Annotated in this window: 9 protein-coding genes; all 9 read right to left on the bottom strand. The window is 73.8% G+C overall.

Going from position 1 to position 18,988, the window contains the following annotated elements:
• Window positions 1–55: 55 nt before the first annotated feature.
• A complete protein-coding gene (locus ACN28G_RS10440; protein ID WP_421478986.1) occupies window positions 56–1,324 on the bottom strand; it encodes a type III PLP-dependent enzyme in 1,269 nt (422 codons plus the stop codon).
• The gene (locus ACN28G_RS10435; protein ID WP_091437946.1) at window positions 1,317–2,699 is read right to left on the bottom strand and encodes an ATP-grasp domain-containing protein; all 1,383 of its coding nucleotides are present in this window, start codon (window positions 2,697–2,699) and stop codon (window positions 1,317–1,319) included. The genes ACN28G_RS10440 and ACN28G_RS10435 overlap by 8 nt, the downstream gene beginning before the upstream one ends.
• 102 nt (window positions 2,700–2,801) lie before the next feature.
• Window positions 2,802–3,731: a 3-oxoacyl-[acyl-carrier-protein] synthase III C-terminal domain-containing protein gene (locus tag ACN28G_RS10430; RefSeq protein ID WP_091446441.1), complete on the bottom strand. Its 930-nt coding sequence runs from the start codon at window positions 3,729–3,731 to the stop codon at window positions 2,802–2,804.
• Window positions 3,728–5,026, bottom strand: a complete 1,299-nt coding sequence (locus tag ACN28G_RS10425) for a glutamate synthase-related protein (RefSeq protein ID WP_421478985.1) — start codon at window positions 5,024–5,026, stop codon at window positions 3,728–3,730. Before ACN28G_RS10425 ends, ACN28G_RS10430 begins: the two co-directional genes overlap by 4 nt.
• A complete protein-coding gene (locus ACN28G_RS10420; RefSeq protein WP_421478984.1) occupies window positions 5,023–6,033 on the bottom strand; it encodes an asparagine synthetase A in 1,011 nt (336 codons plus the stop codon). Before ACN28G_RS10420 ends, ACN28G_RS10425 begins: the two co-directional genes overlap by 4 nt.
• A 14-nt stretch (window positions 6,034–6,047) precedes the next feature.
• Window positions 6,048–7,337, bottom strand: coding sequence for a methylaspartate mutase (locus ACN28G_RS10415; protein ID WP_091446438.1), 1,290 nt, complete (start codon window positions 7,335–7,337; stop codon window positions 6,048–6,050).
• Between the two features lie 62 nt (window positions 7,338–7,399).
• Entirely contained in the window at window positions 7,400–7,822 is a 423-nt protein-coding gene (locus tag ACN28G_RS10410; RefSeq protein WP_217628817.1) for a cobalamin B12-binding domain-containing protein, read from the bottom strand.
• A 389-nt stretch (window positions 7,823–8,211) separates the two neighbouring features.
• Entirely contained in the window at window positions 8,212–8,418 is a 207-nt protein-coding gene (locus ACN28G_RS10405) for an MbtH family protein (protein WP_091437932.1), read from the bottom strand.
• Between the two features lies 1 nt (window position 8,419).
• Complete coding sequence (locus ACN28G_RS10400; RefSeq protein ID WP_421478983.1) at window positions 8,420–18,970, bottom strand: amino acid adenylation domain-containing protein; 10,551 nt, start codon at window positions 18,968–18,970, stop codon at window positions 8,420–8,422.
• Window positions 18,971–18,988: the final 18 nt, after the last annotated feature.

Here is an 18,988-nt window from a genome sequence, read left to right as displayed (position 1 = left end):
GTTCCTGCCTTTCGGTGGGTGTGCAGATCCGGGCGGGGCCCGCCCGGGTGGGAGATCAGCGGAAGTCGTGCAGGATCTGGGCGGCGAGCATGCTGTCGACGTCGTCGCGGCTGCGGACCAGCCGGGCCTGCCCGTCGTGCACCAGCACCTCGGCCGGGTAGCCGTGGCTGAGGAAGTGCACCGGTGAGGCGGTCGGCCCGTACGCGCCGGAGCGCTCGACACCGACCACGTCGCCGGGGGCCAGGTCGGCGGGGAGGTCGACGGCCTTGCCGATGGTGTCGTTGGGGGTGCAGAGCGGGCCGGTGACGTTCCACTTCACCGCCTCGGCGGTGCTGACCCGGTTGAGCAGGCGCATCGGGAAGTTGCGCTTGATGAAGGAGCCGATGCCGACGGCGGCCATGTGGTGGTTGGTGCCGCCGTCGGCGACGGCGAACCGCTCCCCCATCGAGTCCTTGACGTAGCGCACCCGCACCGCGTACGTGCCGCTGTGCCCGACCAGGTACCGGCCCAGCTCCATGACCAGCCGGGTGGCCGGGTGCCGCTGGTGGAAGGCGGCGAAGACCGGGTTGAGCCGCTCGGCCAGCTCCGCCACGTCGAGGTCCCGCTCGCCCGGGAAGTACGCCACCCCGAGTCCACCGCCGACGTCGACGATCTCCAGCGGCACCCCGAGGTGCCGGCCGAGGCGCTCGGCCAGGTCGAGGATGCGGGCGGTGTTCTCGGCCACCACCTCCTCGCTGAGGAACCGGGTGCCCAGGTACGCCTGGAATCCGCAGAGCCGGACCGAGGCGTGCCGGCCGGTGAGGTCACCGGCGGCCAGCAGGGCCGCCTCGTCGATGCCGAACTGGCGGGGCTTGCCGCCCATGGTCAACCCGCTGCCCTTGACCGCGAAGCTGGGGTTGACCCGCAGCACCACCCGGGCGGTGGTGCCGAGCTGCGCGGCCATCTCGTCGATCAGGGCCAGCTCGCCGAAGGACTCGCAGATGACGGTGATCTCCTCCTTCAGGCAGGAGGTGATCTCGTCGCGGCTCTTGCCCGGCCCGAGGAACATGATCTGTTCGGCCGGTACGCCGGCCCGCTGGGCGGTGACCAGCTCGGTGAGCGAGGAGACCTCGGCGCGGGCGCCCAGGGAGTGCAGCAGGGCGCAGACGCTGATGTTGGGGTTGGCCTTCAGCGAGTAGAACATCTCCACCGCCGGGTGCAGCCGCTCGCGCAGCCCCCGGAACTGGTCGGTGATCCGCGCGCCGTCGTAGACGTAGAGTGGGGTGCCGAACCGCTCGACCAGTTCGGTGACGGCCACGGTCCCGACCGAGGTCGACTCAGACATTGACGTTCTCCTTCCGCAGGATCTGCGCGATGGCGTGGTCCAGGCCGACCAGCTCCGTCTCGGAGCCGGCCACCAACAGGCCGTACAGCCGTCCGGCGTACGGGCGAGGGTCGTCCGGCGCGGGCGCGGCGGCGTTGACCGTGGCGAAGTTGTTCACCAGCAGGCCGGTGCCCCGCTCGGGGGTGAGGAGCAGGTCGTCGAGCTGGTCGCGCAGGGCCGCGAAGCTGACCGGCCGGGTCAGGCTCAGGTCGTACTGCCGGGCCAGGGCGACGGTGTCCGGGCCGGTGAAGGTCTCCTGCAGGCTGGTCTGGTACGTCGACATGTTGTTCCGGGCGTTGATCTCCAGCACCGGCAGCAGACCGCCGTCGCCGGTGGTGATGGCGTCCACTCCGACCACACCGTGGAAGCCGTCGGCGGCGAGCCGGGCGCCGAGCCGTTCGGCGGCGGCCACCAGCTGCGCGTGGTGCTCGGCGGAGATCCGGGCCGGGATGCGGTGTCCCTTGTGCACCCCGTTGTCGGTGAGCGCCTCCTTGACGAAGTCGAAGCGCACCGTGCCGTCGCGGCCGACGGTGAAGTGGTAGTTGAGGTCGAGGGCCTTGTCCGCCCACTCCTCCAGGACCAGACCGATCCGCTGGTCGCCGGTCTTCTCCGCCCGCCGGGTGACCATCCGGACGAGCTGGTCCAGCCGGCGGGGGTCCTCGACGACCACGATGCCCTTGCCGGAGACCCCGTAGGCGTCCTTGACGCCCACCCGCCGGCCGGCGGCGACCGACCGGGCTGCCTGCCGGGCGGCCTCGGCGAACTCGGTGACCGTCTCGCACTCCCAGCCGACGGCCAGCGGCAGTCCCAGCCCGGCGGCGACCCGCCGGCTGTAGATCTTGCTGTTCACCGCCTTGACCACCGGTGCCGGCGGCAGCGCCGGGGCCAGCCCGGTCAGCTCACAGAGCCGCTCCTCCAGCGTGGACATGCCGTGCGGCAGCAGGTGTGCCCCGGTGCCGGCCAGCTCCCGCAGCGTCGCCTGCAGGCGGGGTGAGCGCAGCGCGTCGACGCTGACCGTGGCGGCCGGGTCGGAGTCGTCGGTGACCAGGATGTTCGGCAGGTCGATGCCGAGCGACGACAGCCAGGCAAGGTAGTCCGCGTCCGGCGCGGACTTGAGCACCACGTGGTCACCCGGGCCGGCGAGCAGGACGGCGAACTCGTCCATCCGGTTGACGATGGCGGCGGAGGCGCGGCCACCGACGGTGGGCAGACCCACCTCGTCGCGGGCCCACTCGTCCTCGACCTCGAAGTTGCCGAGCAGCACGAACGGGGTGCCGGCGTCGCCGGTGCAGGCGTGCCTGACACCGTCGAGGAACGTCGGGTGCGGCGGTGGCATGGTCTTCCCTTCCAGTAGGCGGATCGTGCGGGTGTGCGCGGTGGCTGGTGCCGCAGGACCGCGGCGGGTGGCGTGCTGGCGCCGCAGGACCGCGGCGGGGTTCTAGTGCCGCAGGACCGCGGCGGAGAAGGTCGCGCCGAGGCCGACGGAGGCCATCAGGTAGAGGTCCCCCGGGTGGAGCCGGCCGGCGGCGCGGGCGTGGACGTGGTTGATGAACGGGTCGGCGGTGAAGCAGTGCCCGGTGACCGCGAGGTTGTCCAGGTACACCCGGCTCAGGTCGACGTCGAGCAGTCGGCAGGTCCACGACCAGGAGAGCCGGTTGACGTTGTGCGGCAGGATCAGCGCCAGGTCGTCGAGGTTCACCTCGGCCGCGGCCACGGCGTCGCGGATCACCCCGGCCAGCACGTCGTTGTGCTCGGCGAGGAAGCGGGGGTCCAGCGCCTGCGGTGGGAACTGCTCGGCGTACCGGCCCAGGGTGCGGGTGGCGTAGGAGAGCAGCCGGTCCCGTCCGCCGCCGGCGGAGACCAGGCAGGCCGCGCTGGACTCCCCCATCACCGTGCTCTCCGGGATGATCTCCAGCATCGGGCTGAAGATCTTCTCCCCGGTGAGCACCAGCGCCAACGCGTCCGGGTCGGCGTCGGCGGCGAGCAGTTGACCGGCCAGGTCGACCGCGAGCAGGCCGGTGGCGCAGGCGTGCTGGGTCAGGGTGAACCCCACCGCGTGCGGCAGTCCGAGCGCGACGCAGAGCTCCTCCACCGGGTGCTCGCCGGCACGGGTGGCGGTGGTGACCGTACGGGCCAGGATGACGTAGCGGACCCGGTGCTCGTTGCCGCGCAGGGTCCGTAGCGCCCCGGCCGCCGAGACCATCAGGTCCAGCAGGTCCGCGTCGGGAGCCCGGCGTACCGACTGCAGGCCGTAGAACCGGCGGAAGGTCCAGAGCAGCCGGGGGTCGGCGTCGACGGCGGCACAGATGTCGGCGACCGCCACGCTCGACTCGGGCAGGTACGCGCCGACCTCCACCAGGGCGGTCACCTCCCACCTCCGACCGGCACGGCCGGGGTGACGACGGTGGCTGGCGGCGCGGTGGCGGCGCCGGGCCACCAGAGGTCGTCCACGCTCAACGCGCCGGCGTCGTACCGGCCCAGCGCGCTGATCAGCAGGCGGGCCTCCAAGGCCAACGCCGACACCAGCCGGACCAGTCCCTGCTCGCCGTCGGTGTCGACGGCCAGCAGCGCGGCCCGACCCAGGCCGACGGCGGTGGCGCCCAGGGCCAGCGCGCGGACCGCCCGACCGCCCTCCCAGATCCGGCCGCTGGCCAGCAGGCAGCCCTCGGGGCGGCCGATCCGGCGCAGACACTCCCCCAGCGGCAGCCCGACCTGACCGAGGAAGGCGCGCGGGGCCCACCCGGTGCCGCCCTGCGCCCCGTCCACGGTGACCGCGTCGGCGCCGGCCCGCCAGGCGGTGGTGGCCGCGTGTGCGACGTCCCGGCCGGGATGGAACTTCACCCACACCCGGGCGCGTGGGAAGTTGTTGCGCATGAACCGCACCTGCTGCCGGACGATCTCCTCGGTGAAGGTGCCCGGCGTGGCACAGCGCAGCCACCGGTCGCCGGTCAGGACGTCCCGCACGTCGAACCGGTCGGCCAGCCGGCGGGCGTCGGCGGCGTCCACCACGGTCATGCCGCCCAGCCCCGGCTTGGCGCCCTGGCCGAGTTTCAGCTCGAAGGCCAGCCGACCCGAGTCGACCAGGTCCCGCACCGACGGGTCGCTGTAGACCAGGTTCCACACCTCCGAGTCGGCGTCCTCGGTGCTCTGCTGCACCACCACGCCACCCAGCTCCGGTGGGCAGTGCTCGGCGTAGGCCCGGATCCGGGCCAGGATCGGCGAGGTGTCGCCGCCGCGGCGGTAGCCGCCGACCGGTACCAGGTTCTCCCCGATCACCATCGGCAGACCCAGCCGGCCGGCCTGCCGGCTGGCGGCGAGCCCGGCGTCGCCGGCGGCGATCCGGGTGGAGCCGAACGCGCTGACGTACACCGGCAACGGGGCGCGGAAACCGCCGATGGTGGTGGCCAGGTCGACGTCGTCGGGGACCGGTTCGCGGCCCAGCTCGATCAGCTTCTCCAGGCGTTGCGGCATGAACACCGGCGGGACCAGCCGGGCGGTGTCCAGGTCGTCGAGGCAACCCGGGTCGGCCGGCGCGGCGTCACCGTCGGCACCGAACAGCTGGATGCCGTACTCGTCGACCGGCGGGAAGACCTCGGCGGTGCCGTTGCGGGCCCGGGCGCGGACCCGCGCCTCGGGGAAGCCCGGTGCGTTGACGCCGGTCACGGTGCCACCACCCCGGGCAGCTTCGGGTACGCGCTGACCTGCCACAGCGCGTCGAGGCCGGTGAGGAACCGGACCAGCCGCTGCACCCCCATGCCGAACCCGGCGCTGCCCGGGATGCCCTCGCGGGCCATGGTCAGGTACCAGGCGTACTTGGCCGGGTTCTCGCCGCTCTCCCGCATCCGGGTGACGATGGTGGCGTAGTCGACCTCCCGTTCGCTGCCGCTGACCAGCTCACCGAAGCCGCCGTGGGCGATCAGGTCGAAGTTGCGCAGCACCCCCGGGCGCTGCGGGTCCTCCCGGTCGTAGAAGCCCCGGGAACCCTTCGGGTAGTCGGTGACGAAGAACGGCCGGTCCGCCTCCCGGGACAGGGTCTCCTCCCCCACCCAGTCGATCTCGGCGTCGGCGCTCTGCGGGTGTCCGCCACCGCGCAGCCGGTCGACCGCCTCGGCGTGGGTGCAGGTGTCGAACTTGTCGCCGAGCAGTTCGGCGAAGGCCAGCGGGCCACGGCCCAGCTCGGTCAGGACCTGCGGCACGGTGTCCAGTACGTGCCGGACCACGTGGGTGAGCAGCCCGGCGGCGACCTCCATCGCGTCGTCGCGGGTCGCGCCGGCCAGTTCCACGTCGATCTGGTGGAACTCCACCAGGTGCCGGCCGGTGCCGGCGGTCTCCGGTGGCTCCACCCGGACGTTCGGGGCGATGTAGAAGAGCCGGTCGAAGCCGCGCAGGGAGGCCTGCTTGTAGAGGATGGCGCTGGTCATCAGCTTGTACGGCTGCCCGTAGTAGTCCACGTCCAGGGCCTTGGCGCCCCGGCCACCGGGGTCGGTCACCGGGCCCACCAGTGGCGGAAGCAGCTCGGTGCAGCCCTGACCGCGCAGGAACTCCCGGGCCGCGTACAGCGCCTCCTGTTGCACCGCCATCGCGGCCCTGGTCGTCGGCGCGCTCAGGTGCTCGCCGAGCGGTGCCGGCCGGTGGGTGCGGCCGTCTGGCTGGTGGTCGGGGTGGTGCATCTCGCCTCCCGGTCTCAGTGGTCGTACGTGCGTGCGACGGTGTGCAGGGCGGACAGCAGTCCCGTCGAGGTCATCGCCGGCCGGTCCCGTCCCGCCGGTACGGTCACCGGCATCCGGCCCGCCGCCGACCAGCGCAGCCGGCCGCTGTCGTCGATGACGCTGCGGGACCGGCCGGCGTTGTCCGGATGCAGGCAGTACGGGACGTCGAGCAGCCCCCGCCGGAACGCGGTGTGCAGGGCCCGGCCCGGGTCGGTGGAGAGCTCCAGCACCGCCTCGACGAGGGTGCGCGCCTCCCGGTACACCTCGGAGTCACCCCCGGCGGGAGCGGCCGGTTCCGGTTCGGTGACGCCGGCGGTCGCGGCGGCGGCCTCCAGGGCCCGGACGTTCTCGGCGACGGTGGGGATCCGGTGGGCCTCGGCGGTGGTCTTGACGATCAGCCGTTGCGCGCCGGCCCGCACGGCCAGCTCGGCCGAGGCCGCCAACAGCCGCCGGGCACCGGGGGCGGTGGTCGGGAAGGTGCCCATGTACGTGTAGAGCACCACGTGCCGGTCCACCGTGGGCGGCAGGAACTCGGCGGCCAGCCGGTGCAGCGCCCGGATCGCCTCAGCGTCCTGACCGGGGTGGGTCTGCTGGGCGTAGCTCAGCGACACACTGGGCAGGCCGTGGTGGGCGAAGAAGACGCCCTCCAGGAGGCTGACCGCGACCAGCAACCCGGGTGGGCAGAGCTGGCCGAGCAGGCAGCCACCGAAGCTCTCCAGGTGGGCGGTGTCGCCGGCCAGTTCGACGAGCAGCTCGCAGGCGCGGGCCCAGTTGCGCACCGAGTCACGCAGCGGGGTACGCCCGTACGGCAGGCAGTAGGAGACCGGGCCGCCCTCGGTGGCGGCCAGGCCGGCGGCGGCCGAGGCCCGGATGATCGCCTCCGGCTGGGACGAGCCGTGCCGCACCTGGACCGGGAACGACCCGTCGTGCACCCCGGCGAGCAGGGCACGGGTGGTCTCCGGCGGGTACGCCACGATCGGGTACCCGTTGAGTCCGGTGCCGTCGGCCAGCGCCCGGCGGGCGGTGTCGTGGGCGCCGACCCGGGTGTAGCTGTCGATGGTGACGGTGCCGACGGTGGTGGCCGCGGCGAACCGGGTCTGCTCCAGCCCGGCGCGCATCCGCCGCAGGTCGCTGAAGCCCATCCGGGGCTGGACGACCAGCCGACCGGCGGCGGCCGCCTCGGCCACGAACCACCCGAACGACCCCACCGGCGGCACGACCCCGGCGGTCACGCCGACCGGCAGCTCAGTAGGGGCGGCGGTCATCCCGACCGGCAGGTCACCGCGGACGGCGGTCACGCCGACCGGCAGGTCACCGCGGGCGGCGGTCACGCCGACCGTCCGGCCAGCGTGGACTCTCCGGTGGACAGTGCGGTGAGGAAGTGGTCGAAGGCGGTCAGGTCACCGTCGTCGAAGACCGCGGCGCAGCCGGCCTGGCGCAGCCGGTCGGCCCGACCGGCGTCGTCGCGGCCGTCCAGGCCGAGTTTGCCGCCGATCACCACCGGTACGGCGGCACAACCGGGCTCGGCCCGCAGCCGGGTGACGGCGCGCAGCCCGTCGGAGTAGCCGTGACCGTTGACGCTGCTGATGACCACCAGGCCCGGACGGTCCAGCCGGCACCGCGTGGCGAGCAGGTCGGCCGGCACACATGGACCGAGGTTGACCACCTCGTGGCCCCGCTCCCGTAGAAACAGGTCGAGAAATACCAGGTTCCAGGTGTGCGAATCCGAAACGGTACCGGTCAGCAGCACTTTTCCAACACCTTGCGAATGCGCCATCGCGGCTCTCCGGTCAGCATGGGGACGCCATTTCCGCAAAACGGTTCTCCGTCTCCGGTGACTTCGTTTTGCACAGCTCGAATATAGGAGCGGCATCGGTCGGCGGCCGGTAGTTACGGGGGCAGGTAGGTCGGCAGTCGCACCACCGCCGGTTGTGACGCCTCCGTAGCGCCACCGGAAAACCCCGTCACAGATTTACGCACGTACCAGGATGTTGTCCCCCACGCACCCGCCCGAGACCACTACAACAAGGAACGTGTCGCCCGGCGGCGGGCCGAGCAGCACGACGCCCGCCGACGGGCGGGCCGAGCAGACGGCGACGGCCCCCCACGCGGGGCGTGGAGGGCCGTGCGGAGCAGCGGTTACGCGTACTGGGCGACCAGGCTGGCCGGTCGGATGTCGGTCCAGTTGGCCTCGATGTACGCCAGGCACTCCGCCCGGCTGGCCGGGCCGAGGACGCTGTGCCAGCCACCGGGGACGGCCGCGAAGGTGGGCCAGAGGCTGTGCTGTCCCTCCTGGTTGACCAGGACCAGGAACGTGCCGTTGGGGTCCTCGAACGGGTTCGTCATGTCAGTTTCCCTTCTCGATGGGGTCGTGCACGTCGCCACCCAGCTCCGCCAGCTTCCTCGCGAGGACGCCGCCGATTTCCGCGAGTGGTGCCATCTCGGTCATCCGAAGGTGGGTGGTGTCGAGGTCGTGGCAGTCCAGGACGCCGTCGACGTGCTCGGCCCAGAGCTTCGGAGTCGGTCCGTCGGTCGCGTCGGTGCGGCCGGCGGCGAAGAAGAGCAGGTCGCCGGTGAAGACCTCCGGCCGGTACGCGGCCATGATCTCGGCGTGGTTGACCGCGGCGAGCACCAGCGCGTGCACCTCGGCCTCGGTGAAGCCGGCCAGCACCGGGTCACGGCTGCGCAGCACCTCGACCACCACCTGCGGGTCGTACCGGTCGAACAGTCCGTCGGGCAGGTCACCGCCGTCGGGGTCGCCGCTGCCGTCGTCGAGCAGCATCCGCATGACGTCCCGGTCGCTGCGCGCGGCGGCGTCGACCTCGGCTACCGGGTAGGCGTCCATCATGGCCAGCAGCTCGACCCGCTCGCCGGCGCGTTGCAGGGCGACCGCCATGGCGTGCGCGACCACCCCGCCGAAGGACCAGCCGAGCAGCCGGTACGGCCCGTGCGGCTGGACCCGGCGGATCTCGGCGAGGTACTCCTCGGCCAGCTCCGGCACGCTCGCCGCCCGGTAGCCAGGTGTGCTCAGCGCGCGGGTCTGCAGGCCGTAGACCGGCTGGTCCGCGCCGAGGTGCTGGGTGAGTCCGGCGTACGACCAGCTCATCCCGGCCCCGGGATGGACGCAGAACAGCGGACGGCGGGTGCCCCCGGCGCGCAGCGGCAGCAGCACCCCCAGGGCCGTGCCGGCGCCCCGCCCACCGGCGACGGTCGGCTCCTGCCCGCCGGCCAGGCCGGCGACGGTGGGGTGCTGGAACAGGTCGCGTACTCCGAGGTCGAGACCGAGGGTGCCGCGGATCCGGCTGACCAGCCGGGTGGCCAGCAGGGAGTGGCCGCCGAGGTCGAAGAAGTTGTCGTCGATGCCGACCCGCTCGACGCCGAGCAGTTCGGCGAAGAGCTCGCACATCAGCTGTTCGACCGGGTTGCGGGGACCCCGTCCACCGATGGCCGTCCGGGCCGGCGCGGGCAGCGCGCGGCGGTCGAGCTTGCCGTTGACGGTCACCGGCAGCCGGTCCAGGACGACCAGCGCCGCCGGCACCATGTATCCGGGCAGGTTCGCCTCGGCGGTGGCCCGCAGCGCCGCCTCGTCCAGGCGCGTCCCGTCGGCGGCGACCAGGTACGCGACCAGGCGCTTGTCGCCGGGTTGGTCCTCGCGGACCACGACGGCGACCTGACCGACGCCGGGGTGGGCGCCGAGGACCGTCTCGATCTCCGCCGGTTCGATCCGGAAGCCCCGGATCTTGACCTGCCCGTCGACCCGGCCGACGAAGCGCAGCTGCCCGGTGCTGGTCCAGGCGACCAGGTCGCCGGTGCGGTACATCCGCCCGCCGGCCGGGTCGAAGGGGTCGGCGACGAACCGTTCGGCGGTACGGCCGGGCTGTCCGAGGTAGCCCCGGGCGACCTGCGCCCCGGCCAGGTACAGCTCGCCGGTGCCGCCGAGGCCGACCGGCTCGAGCCGGTCGTCGAGGACGTAGCCCCGGGTGTTGTCCAGCGGGCGGCCCAGGTACACCCCGGTCAGCTCCCGCCCCGTGGTCTCGAACCGCTGGTGGTGCGAGGCGAAGGTGGTCTCGGTGGGGCCGTAGCTGTGCACCAGCACGGTGTCCGGGCAGTGCCGCAGCACCCGCCGTACCGCCGCCGGGCTGGCCACGTCGCCGCCGGTCCAGACCTCCTTCAGCCGGGCCAGGGTCGGCAGCTGCTCGTCGGCCAGGACGTGGAACAGGCCCATGGTGAAGTAGGCGGCGGTGACGTCGTACCGTTCGATGGTGCGGGCCAGTTCCGCCAGGTCGGCGCCCTCGCCCTCGGCGACCACCAGCTCGCCGCCGTGCAGCAGCGGCACCCACAGCTCGTAGGTGGAGGAGTCGAAGCCGTACGCGGAGTGCACCAGCATCCGGCGGTGGTGTGCGACGTTCCAGCACCGGTCGGCGGCGAGTTCCCGCACGTTGCGGTGGGTGACGCCGACGCCCTTGGGCCGTCCGGTGGAGCCGGAGGTGAACATGACGTACGCCAACGCGTCGTCCGCCACGGGCAGGTCCAGGTCGTCGTCGCGGCCGTCGGCGGGCACCTGGAAGGGCACGATCCGGGTGCCCTCGGCGGCTTCGGCGCGTACCACGTCCCTGGTGTCGGTGTCGGTGAGCAGGACGGTGGCCCCGGCGTCGGCCAGGATCATCCGGACCCGGGCGGTGGGCAGGGTGGTGCCGACCGGGACGTAGGCCGCACCGCACTTGAGCACGGCGAGGGTGGCCACGATCAGGTCCGCGCCCCGGGGCATCAGCACCCCGACTGTCGACTGTGGGCGCACCCCGGTCGCCACCAGGTGCCGGGCGAGCCGGTTGGCCCGGCGGTTGACCTCGGCGTAGCTGAGTCGCCGGCCGGCGAAGGTGACCGCGGTGCGCTGCGGGGTCCGCCGGACCTGGTCCTGGAACGCCTCGGGCAGCCCGCCGTGGGTCGCCGGGACGGTGGTGTCGTTCTGCCCGTGCAGCAGCCAGTGGCGTTCGGCGGCGTCGAGCAGGTCGATCCGCCCGACCCGCTGGTCCGGGTCGGCGACCACGGTCCGCAGCAGCCGGGTGAGCCGGTCGACGAGCAGCCGGGCGGTGGCCGGGTCGAACAGGTCGGTGGCGTACTCCAGCACGCCGCCGAGGCCGGCCGGTGCGCCGTCGGCGTGGGGGTGCTCCCGGACGCTGAGGGTGAGGTCGAACTTCACCGTGCCGGTGTCGAGGGGGACGTCGGTGCCGGCCAGTGGCGAACCGGTGGCGTCGGGTTCGGCGTTGTTCTGCACCAGCAGCATCACCTGGAACAGCGGGTGGTGGGCGGTGGAGCGGACCGGGTTGAGCTCGGAGACCAGCCGTTCGAAGGGCAGCTCCTGGTGGTCGTAGGCGGCCAGGTCGGCCTCCCGGACCCGGGTCAGCAGCTCGACGAAGCTCGGGTCGCCCGAGAGGTCGGTGCGCAGCACCAGGGTGTTGACGAAGAACCCGACCAGGTCGTCCAGGGCGTCGTCACCCCGACCGGCCACCACCGTCCCGATCGGCACGTCGGTGCCGGCGCCGTGCCGGGACAGCAGGGTGGCCAGCGCCGCCTGCAGCACCATGAACAGGGTGACGCCGTTGCCTCGGGCCAGCCGCAGCACGCCGTCGTGGGTCGCCGGGTCCAGGGTGAAGGCCACCGCGTCGCCCCGGTGGCTGGCCCGCGCCGGGCGGGGCCGGTCGGCAGGCAGCTCCAGCACCGGCGGGGCACCGGCGAGGGTGGTACGCCAGAAGTCGAGCTGTCGGGCCAGCAGGCTGTCCGGGTCGGCGGCGTCGCCGAGCAGGTCCCGCTGCCACAGGGTGTAGTCGGCGTACTGCACCGGCAGCGGCGCCCAGTCGGGGGTGGCCCCGGCGGCGCGGGCGGTGTAGGCCTGGGCCAGGTCCCGCAGCAGCGGACCCATCGACCAGCCGTCGGCGGCGATGTGGTGCACCAGCACCACCAGGGTCCGGGTGCCGTCGTCGGCCCGCAGCAGCCAGGCCCGCAGCGGGATCTCGGCGGCCAGGTCGAAGACGTGCCCGGCCGCCGCGTCGACCGCGGCCGGCAACTCGGCGGCGGTGAGGTCGCGTACCGTCGGCTGGACCTCGGCGGTGGGCAGGATCTCCTGGAAGGGTTCGCCGTCCACGGCCCGGTAGCGGGTCCGCAGCACCTGGTGGCGGTCGGTCAGGTCGGTCAGGGCCCGGCCCAGCACCACCGGGTCGAGGTCGTGCGCCAGGCGCAGTGCGACCGGGATGTTGTACACCGCGCTCGGCCCGGTCAGCTCGTCGAGGAACCAGAGCCGGTGCTGGGCGAACGACAGCGGTACCGGCCCCGTCGTCGTGGTCGGCAGCAGCGCCGGCCGGGTGGCCACGCCGGCCAGCTCACCGACCCGCCGGTGCAGGCCGGCGGCGGTGGGGCTGGTGAACAAATCGCGTACCCCGAGCTGCACCCCCCAGACGGCGCGCACCCGGTTGACCAGCTTCGCGGCGAGCAGGGAGTGCCCGCCGAGGGCGAAGAAGTCGTCGTCGACGCCCACCCGGTCGATGCCGAGCACCTCGCCGAACAGGTCGCACATCAGCTGCTCGGCGGGGTTGCGGGGAGCCCGGCCGGCGGTGGCCGCACGGTGCCGGGGGGCGGGCAGGGCGGCCCGGTCCAGCTTGCCGTTGCCGGTCAGCGGTAACCGGTCCAGCACCACGAACGCCGTCGGCACCAGGTGGCCGGGCAGTGCCTCGACGGCGGCCTGGCGCACCTGGTCGACCACGATCGTCCGACCGGTCGGACCGGAGGTGGCGGTGGTGACGTCCCGCTCGGGTACGGCCGGGGCCAGGTAGGCGACGAGGCGTCGGTCACCGGGGCGGTCCTCCCGGACCACCACGGCGACCTGGCCGACGTCGGGGTGTCGGGCGAGGACGGCGGCGACCTCCCCCGGCTCGATCCGGAAGCCCCGGATCTTCACCTGGTCGTCGGCCCGGCCGAGCAGCTCCACCACCCCGTCCCGGGTCCACCGGGCCAGGTCGCCGGTGCGGTACATCCGGGTGCCGGGAGCACCGTACGGGTCGGCCACGAACGCCCCGGCGGTGGTGCCGGCCCGGTTCAGGTACCCGTCGGCCAGGCCGGTGCCGGCGACGTACAGCTCACCGGTGACGCCCACCGGCACCGGCCGCAGCCGCTGGTCGAGCAGGTAGCAGCGGCGGTTGGTGAGCGGCGGGCCGACCGGCACCGGCGCGCCGGTCGGCGGGGTGTCGACCGGGTGACAGTTGGTGAAGATCATGCTTTCCACCGGGCCGTACCCGTGCACCAGACGCAGCCGGTCGAAGCGGCGTCGGGCCCGCGCCAGGTGTTCCACCGACGGTGCCTCGCCGCCGGTGATCACCTGGTCGACCGCGCCGATGGTGTCCGGGTACTCGTCGAGCAGCAGGTTGAACAGGCCGGCGGAGAGCCAGAGGGTGCTGACCCGGTGGGCGGCGACCAGGTCGGCGATCCGGGCCGGCTCGGGGCGCTGGCCGGGTTGCAGCACGCAGGTGCCCCCGGCCAGCAGCGGCCCCCAGAACTCCAGCGCGAAGGCGTCCCAGCTGACCGGGGCGCACTGCAGCCACACCTGGTCCGGTCCGAAGTCGACGAAGTCCTGCCCGGTGAGGGTGCCGACGACGGCCCGGTGGGAGCAGAGCGCACCCTTGGGTCGGCCGGTGGAGCCGGAGGTGAACATCACGCAGGCCGCGTCTCCCGGGTCGCCGGGCAGCCGCAAACCGTCGGTGGGCAGGGTGTCCAGCACGGCCGCGGCGGTGTCGAGCAGGACGGTACGGGCGGGGCGGGCGGCACCGAGCCGGCCGACCAGCCCGGTCTCGCTCACCAGGGCGCGCACCGCGGCGTCGGTGACCAGGCCGGCCAGCCGGGCGTCGGGGAACTCCGGGTCGAGCAGGGCGTACGCGGCACCGGCCTTGAGGGTGGCGAGGATGGCCACCGCCATGGTCAGGCCGCGCGCCAGCAGGATCCCGACGACGTCGCCCCGGCGTACCCCGGTCGCCACCAGGTGCCGGGCGAGCCGGTTGGCCTCGGCGTCGAGGTCGGCGTAGCTCATCCGGTCCGCCCCGCAGACCAGCGCGGTACGCCCGCCGTTCTCGGCGGCGTGCCGTTCGACGAGGTCGGTGATCCGCAGGTCCGGCGCGGCGGGGCCGGTGTCGTTGAGGGTGTCCAGCAGGTGGGTCCGCTCGGCGGCGGTGAGCAGGTCGAGGTCCGTTGTCCGGGTGTGCGGTGCGGCGGTGACCGTGGCGAGCAGCCGGGCCAGGCCGTCGGCCAGCCGGGTCACGGTGGCCGCGTCGAACAGGTCGGTGGCGTACTCCACCGCGCCGGTGATGCCGACCGGCGCGCCGGCCGGGTCGTGGTACTCACGCACCGCCAGGGTCAGGTCGAACTTCGCCACCCCGGTCCGGAACGCCAGCTCCTCGCCGGCCAACGGTCCACCGGCGGCGGTCTCGCCGTCGGGGTGGGCCCCGCCGGCGGAGTCGGGTCCGCCGTCGCGGTGGGGTCCGCCGTCGGTGACCGGTCCGCCGTCGGTGGCGTTCTGCAGCACCAGCATCACCTGGACCAGCGGGTGGTGGGCGGTGGAGCGGGCCGGGTTCAGCTCCTCCACCAGCCGCTCGAACGGCACGTCCTGGTGGTCGTAGGCGGCCAGGTCGGCATCGCGTACCCGACCCAGCAGCTCGACGAAACTCGGTTCACCGGACAGATCGGTCCGCAGCACCAGCGTGTTGACGAAGAACCCGACCAGGTCGTCCAGCGCGTCGTCACCCCGACCGGCCACCACCGTCCCGATCGGCACGTCGGTGCCGGCGCCGTGCCGGGACAGCAGGGTGGCCAGCGCCGCCTGCAGCACCATGAAGACGGTCGCGCCGTGGGCCTGGGCCAGCCGCAGCACCCCGGCGTGGGTGGCCGGGTCGAGGGCGAACGGCACCAGCTCGCCGCGTTGGCTGGCCACGGCCGGGCGGGGCCGGTCGGTCGGCAGCTCCAGCACCTGCGGTGCCCCGGCGAGGGTGCTGCGCCAGAAGGCGAGTTGCCGGGCCAGCAGGCTCTCCGGGTCGGCCGCGTCGCCGAGCAGGTCCCGCTGCCACAGGGTGTAGTCGGCGTACTGCACCGCCAGCGGCGCCCACCGCGGAGCAGCCCCGGCGGCCCGGGCGGTGTAGGCCTGGGCCAGGTCCCGCAGCAGCGGACCCATCGACCAGCCGTCGGCGGCGATGTGGTGCACCAGCACCACCAGCACCTGACCGCCCTCGGCCAACCGCAACAGCCAGGCCCGCAGCGGGATCTCGGCGGCCAGGTCGAAAACGTGCCCGGCCGCCGCGTCGACCGCGGCCGGCAGCTCGGCGGCGGTGACCTCCTCGACGGTCAGGACGGGCGCGGCGGTGTCCAGGATCCGCTGGTACGGCTCGCCGTCGACGGCCGGGTAGACCGTGCGCAGCACCTCGTGCCGCTCGACCAGGTCGACCAGGGCCCGGGTCAGGGTCGCCGGGTCGAGCCGGCGGTCCAGCCGCAGTGCGACCGGGATGTTGTACACCGCGCTCGGCCCGGTCAGCTCGTCGAGGAACCAGAGCCGGCGTTGGGCGAACGACAGCGGCAGGTGCTCCCGGTCCGGCGTGAACGCGGCGGCCAGGTCGGGCCGGTCGGTGGACTCGGCCAGGTCACCGAGGCGGCGGTCCAGCCCGGCGGGGGTGGGGGCGAGGAAGAGGTCCCGGATGCCCACCTCCACGCCGAGCAGCGACCGCATCCGGTTGACCAGTCGGACGGCGAGCATGGAGTGCCCGCCGAGGGCGAAGAAGTCGTCGGTGGCGGCGACCGTGGGCAGGCCGAGCACCTCGGCGTAGAGGCCGCGCAGGATCTCGGTACGCGGTGAGCCGTCACGTCCCGTCCCGACCGCCGGTTCCGGTGCCAGGGCGGCAACCCGACGTTCGGCCAGGGTACGGGCGACAGCCCGGCGGTCGGCCAGATGCTGCCGGTCGGTGTCGGTGAGCACGTCCAGGGCCCCGACCGGGGTGTGCGGGTCGACGGCGGCGGCCCGCAGCAGCCGCCGGTACGCCTCCAACAGCAGCCGGGCGGTGGCGGCGTCGAACAGGTCGGTGGCGTACTGCAACCAGAGCTGCACCTCGCCGTCGGCCTCGGCGACGCAGGAGAAGCTGAGGTCGAACTTGGCCTGGTCCAGGCCGGCGGGGACGATCCGCCCGTCGAGGTCGAGGATGCGCAGTTCGTCGTCGACGGCGGTGTCGACGGTGAGCATCACCTGGAAGAACGGATGGTGGGCCAACGAGCGCACCGGGTTCAACCGCTCCACCACCAGGTCGAACGGCACCTCCTCGTGCGCGTACGCCGCCAGATCCGCCTCCCGCACCCGATCCACCAGCTCGGCGAAACCCGGATCACCGGAGGTGTCCGTACGCAACACCACCGTGTTCACGAAGAACCCCACCAGGTCGTGCAACGCCTCGTCGGCCCGCCCCGCGACGGGGGTGCCGATCGGCACGTCCGGGCCGACACCGAGGTGGCCGAGGGCGGCGGCCAGGCCGGCGTGGAGGACCATGAACGGGCTGGCCTGGTGGGTGTCGCCGAGGTCGCGCAGCCGGCGGTGGGTGTCGGCGTCGAGTCGGGTGTGCACCGACGCGCCCCGGAAGGTGGGCTCGGTGGGGCGGGGCCGGTCCAGGGGCAGGTCCAGCACCGCCGGCACCCCGTCGAGGGTCTCGGACCACCAGGCCAGCTGCCGCGACACCAGGCTCTCCGGATCCGACTCCTCCCCCAACACCTCCCGCTGCCACAGGGTGAAGTCCGCGTACTGCACCGGCAACGGCTCCCAGGCCGGTGTCGACCCGGCGAGGCGGGCGGCGTACGCGCCGGCCAGGTCGCGCAGCAGTGGCGACATCGACCAGCCGTCGGTGGCGACGTGGTGCAGCAGCAGCACCAACACCGAACGGGTTCCGTCGACCACGAACAACCGCACTCGCAGCGGCACGTCCACCGCGATGTCGAAGATCCCGGCGACGAAGCCGTCGGTCAACGCCGCCACCTCGGCCCCGGCGCACTCCACCACGGACAGCTGCACCGGTGAGCCCGGCAACACCCGCTGCACCGGCTCACCGTCCACCGACGGGAACACCGTCCGCAACACCTCGTGCCGACCCACCACATCAACCACCGCAGCCGCCAACGCCACCCCGTCCGGCACCCCCGACAACCCCACCACCACCGGAACGTTGTACGTCCCCGACGCACCCTCCAGGCGACTCAGAAACCACAACCGACGCTGCGCGAACGACAACGGGACCAGCATCTCGTCCGGGGCGGGGAGGTAGCCGGGGTCCGCAGCGGCCGGGGCGGCAGCACGCGGTGGGGTGGTGGCACGCGGTGGGGTGGTGGCACGCGGTGGGGTGGTGGCACGCGGTGGGGTGGTGGCACGCAGCAGGTTGCGGTCGATCTTGCCGGTGCTGGTACGGGGCAACGCCGGCACCGCGGCGACCACCTGCGGCACCGCCGGGGCGGGCAGCCGCGCGGCGAGGTGGGCCCGGACGTCGTCGCCGTCGACCTCGCCGGTGACGTAGGCGACCAGCCGCCGCACCCCGTCGCCGAGGTCCTGGGCGACGATCGCGCCCTGGCGTACCCCGGGGTGGGTGAGCAGCACCGACTCGACCGCCGCCGGGTCGATCCGGTGGCCGTTGATCTTGACTTCGTCGTCGAGCCGGCCCAGGTAGTCGAGCTGGCCGTCGGGACGCAGCCGCACCAGGTCGCCGGTGCGGTAGGCGGGAGCGCCGTCCAGGGTGGTGAACCGGCGGGCGGTCAGCTCGGCGCGACCCAGGTACCCGTCGGCGAGGCCACCGCCGAGCAGCCACAGCTCGCCGTCGACCAGGGCGGCCCGGACACCGGGCAGGGGCACGCCGATGGGGACCGCGCCGCCGTCGTAACCGGACAGGTCGGCGACCGTGGCCACCACCGTGGCCTCGGTCGGCCCGTAGGTGTTGAGCAGCCGGACCCGGTCGCCGACGGCCCGCCGCCAGCGGGTGACCCGCTCGGGCAGCGCCGCCTCACCCCCGATGATCACGGTACGCAGCCTGTCCGGCAGCTCGACCACCCCGCTGGACAGGGCGTACGCCAGCTCGTGCCAGTAGGCGGTGGGCAGGTCCAGCACGGTCACCCCGGCGGTGGTCACCTCGGCCAGCAATTCCGGCACGTCGAGCAGCCCCGCGTCGTGCAGCACCAGGGTGCCGCCGGCGCAGAGGGTCACGAAGACCTCCTCGACGCTGGCGTCGAAGTGCAGCGGCGCGAACTGGAGCACCCGGTCGTCGGCGGTGACCCCGTAGCGGCGGAGCGCGCCGGCCACGAAGTGCGCCAACGCCGCCCGCCCGACGAGCACCCCGTTCGGGGTGCCGGTGGAGCCGGAGGTGTAGATGACGTACCCGGTGTCGGTGGGGACCCGGGTGCCGGGCAGCACCACCTCGCCGCGGCGCCGTACCTCGGCGAGCGTCGGGGGGCGGCCGGCGCAGGCGTCGGCGAGGATCGCCTCGTTGCGGGCCGGCGGGGCGTCCGGGTCCAACGGCAGGTACCCGGCGCCGGTGCGCAGCACCGCCAGGATCGCCACGATCGCCTCCACGCCCCGGGGCCGGCACACCGTGACCAGCCGGCCGGCGCCGGCACCCTCGGCGCACAGCTGCCCGGCGCGCCGGCGCACGGCGGCGTCCAGCTCGGCGTAGCTCAGGGTCCGCGTGCCGGCGGTCAGCGCCGGCCGGTCGGGTCCGGCGGCGACCCGGGCGGCGATCGCCTCACCCACCGCGACGACCGGTCCGGCCAACGGCTCCCCGTCGAGGATCACCGGCCGCCGCCGGGCGTCCGGGTCGGTCGCGGGCCCGGCGTGGTCGATCGATGGCATCGAACTTCCTCCTGCGGG

This window comes from Micromonospora sp. WMMA1923 (genome assembly GCF_049179195.1).
Taxonomy (GTDB): Bacteria; Actinomycetota; Actinomycetes; order Mycobacteriales; family Micromonosporaceae; genus Micromonospora; species Micromonospora yangpuensis.
The sequence above is the reverse complement of the archived record's forward strand: the minus strand, read 5'-3'. Positions and strand labels throughout refer to the sequence as shown.

Excerpts from the sequence above, each read along its gene's own strand:
- ACN28G_RS10405 (WP_091437932.1), bottom strand. The coding sequence starts at position 8,418 with ATGACGAACCCGTTCGAGGACCCCAACGGCACGTTCCTGGTCCTGGTC.
- ACN28G_RS10435 (WP_091437946.1), bottom strand. The coding sequence starts at position 2,699 with ATGCCACCGCCGCACCCGACGTTCCTCGACGGTGTCAGGCACGCCTGC.
- ACN28G_RS10440 (WP_421478986.1), bottom strand. The coding sequence starts at position 1,324 with ATGTCTGAGTCGACCTCGGTCGGGACCGTGGCCGTCACCGAACTGGTC.
- ACN28G_RS10420 (WP_421478984.1), bottom strand. The coding sequence starts at position 6,033 with ATGCACCACCCCGACCACCAGCCAGACGGCCGCACCCACCGGCCGGCA.
- ACN28G_RS10400 (WP_421478983.1), bottom strand. The coding sequence starts at position 18,970 with ATGCCATCGATCGACCACGCCGGGCCCGCGACCGACCCGGACGCCCGG.
- ACN28G_RS10415 (WP_091446438.1), bottom strand. The coding sequence starts at position 7,337 with ATGACCGCCGCCCCTACTGAGCTGCCGGTCGGCGTGACCGCCGGGGTC.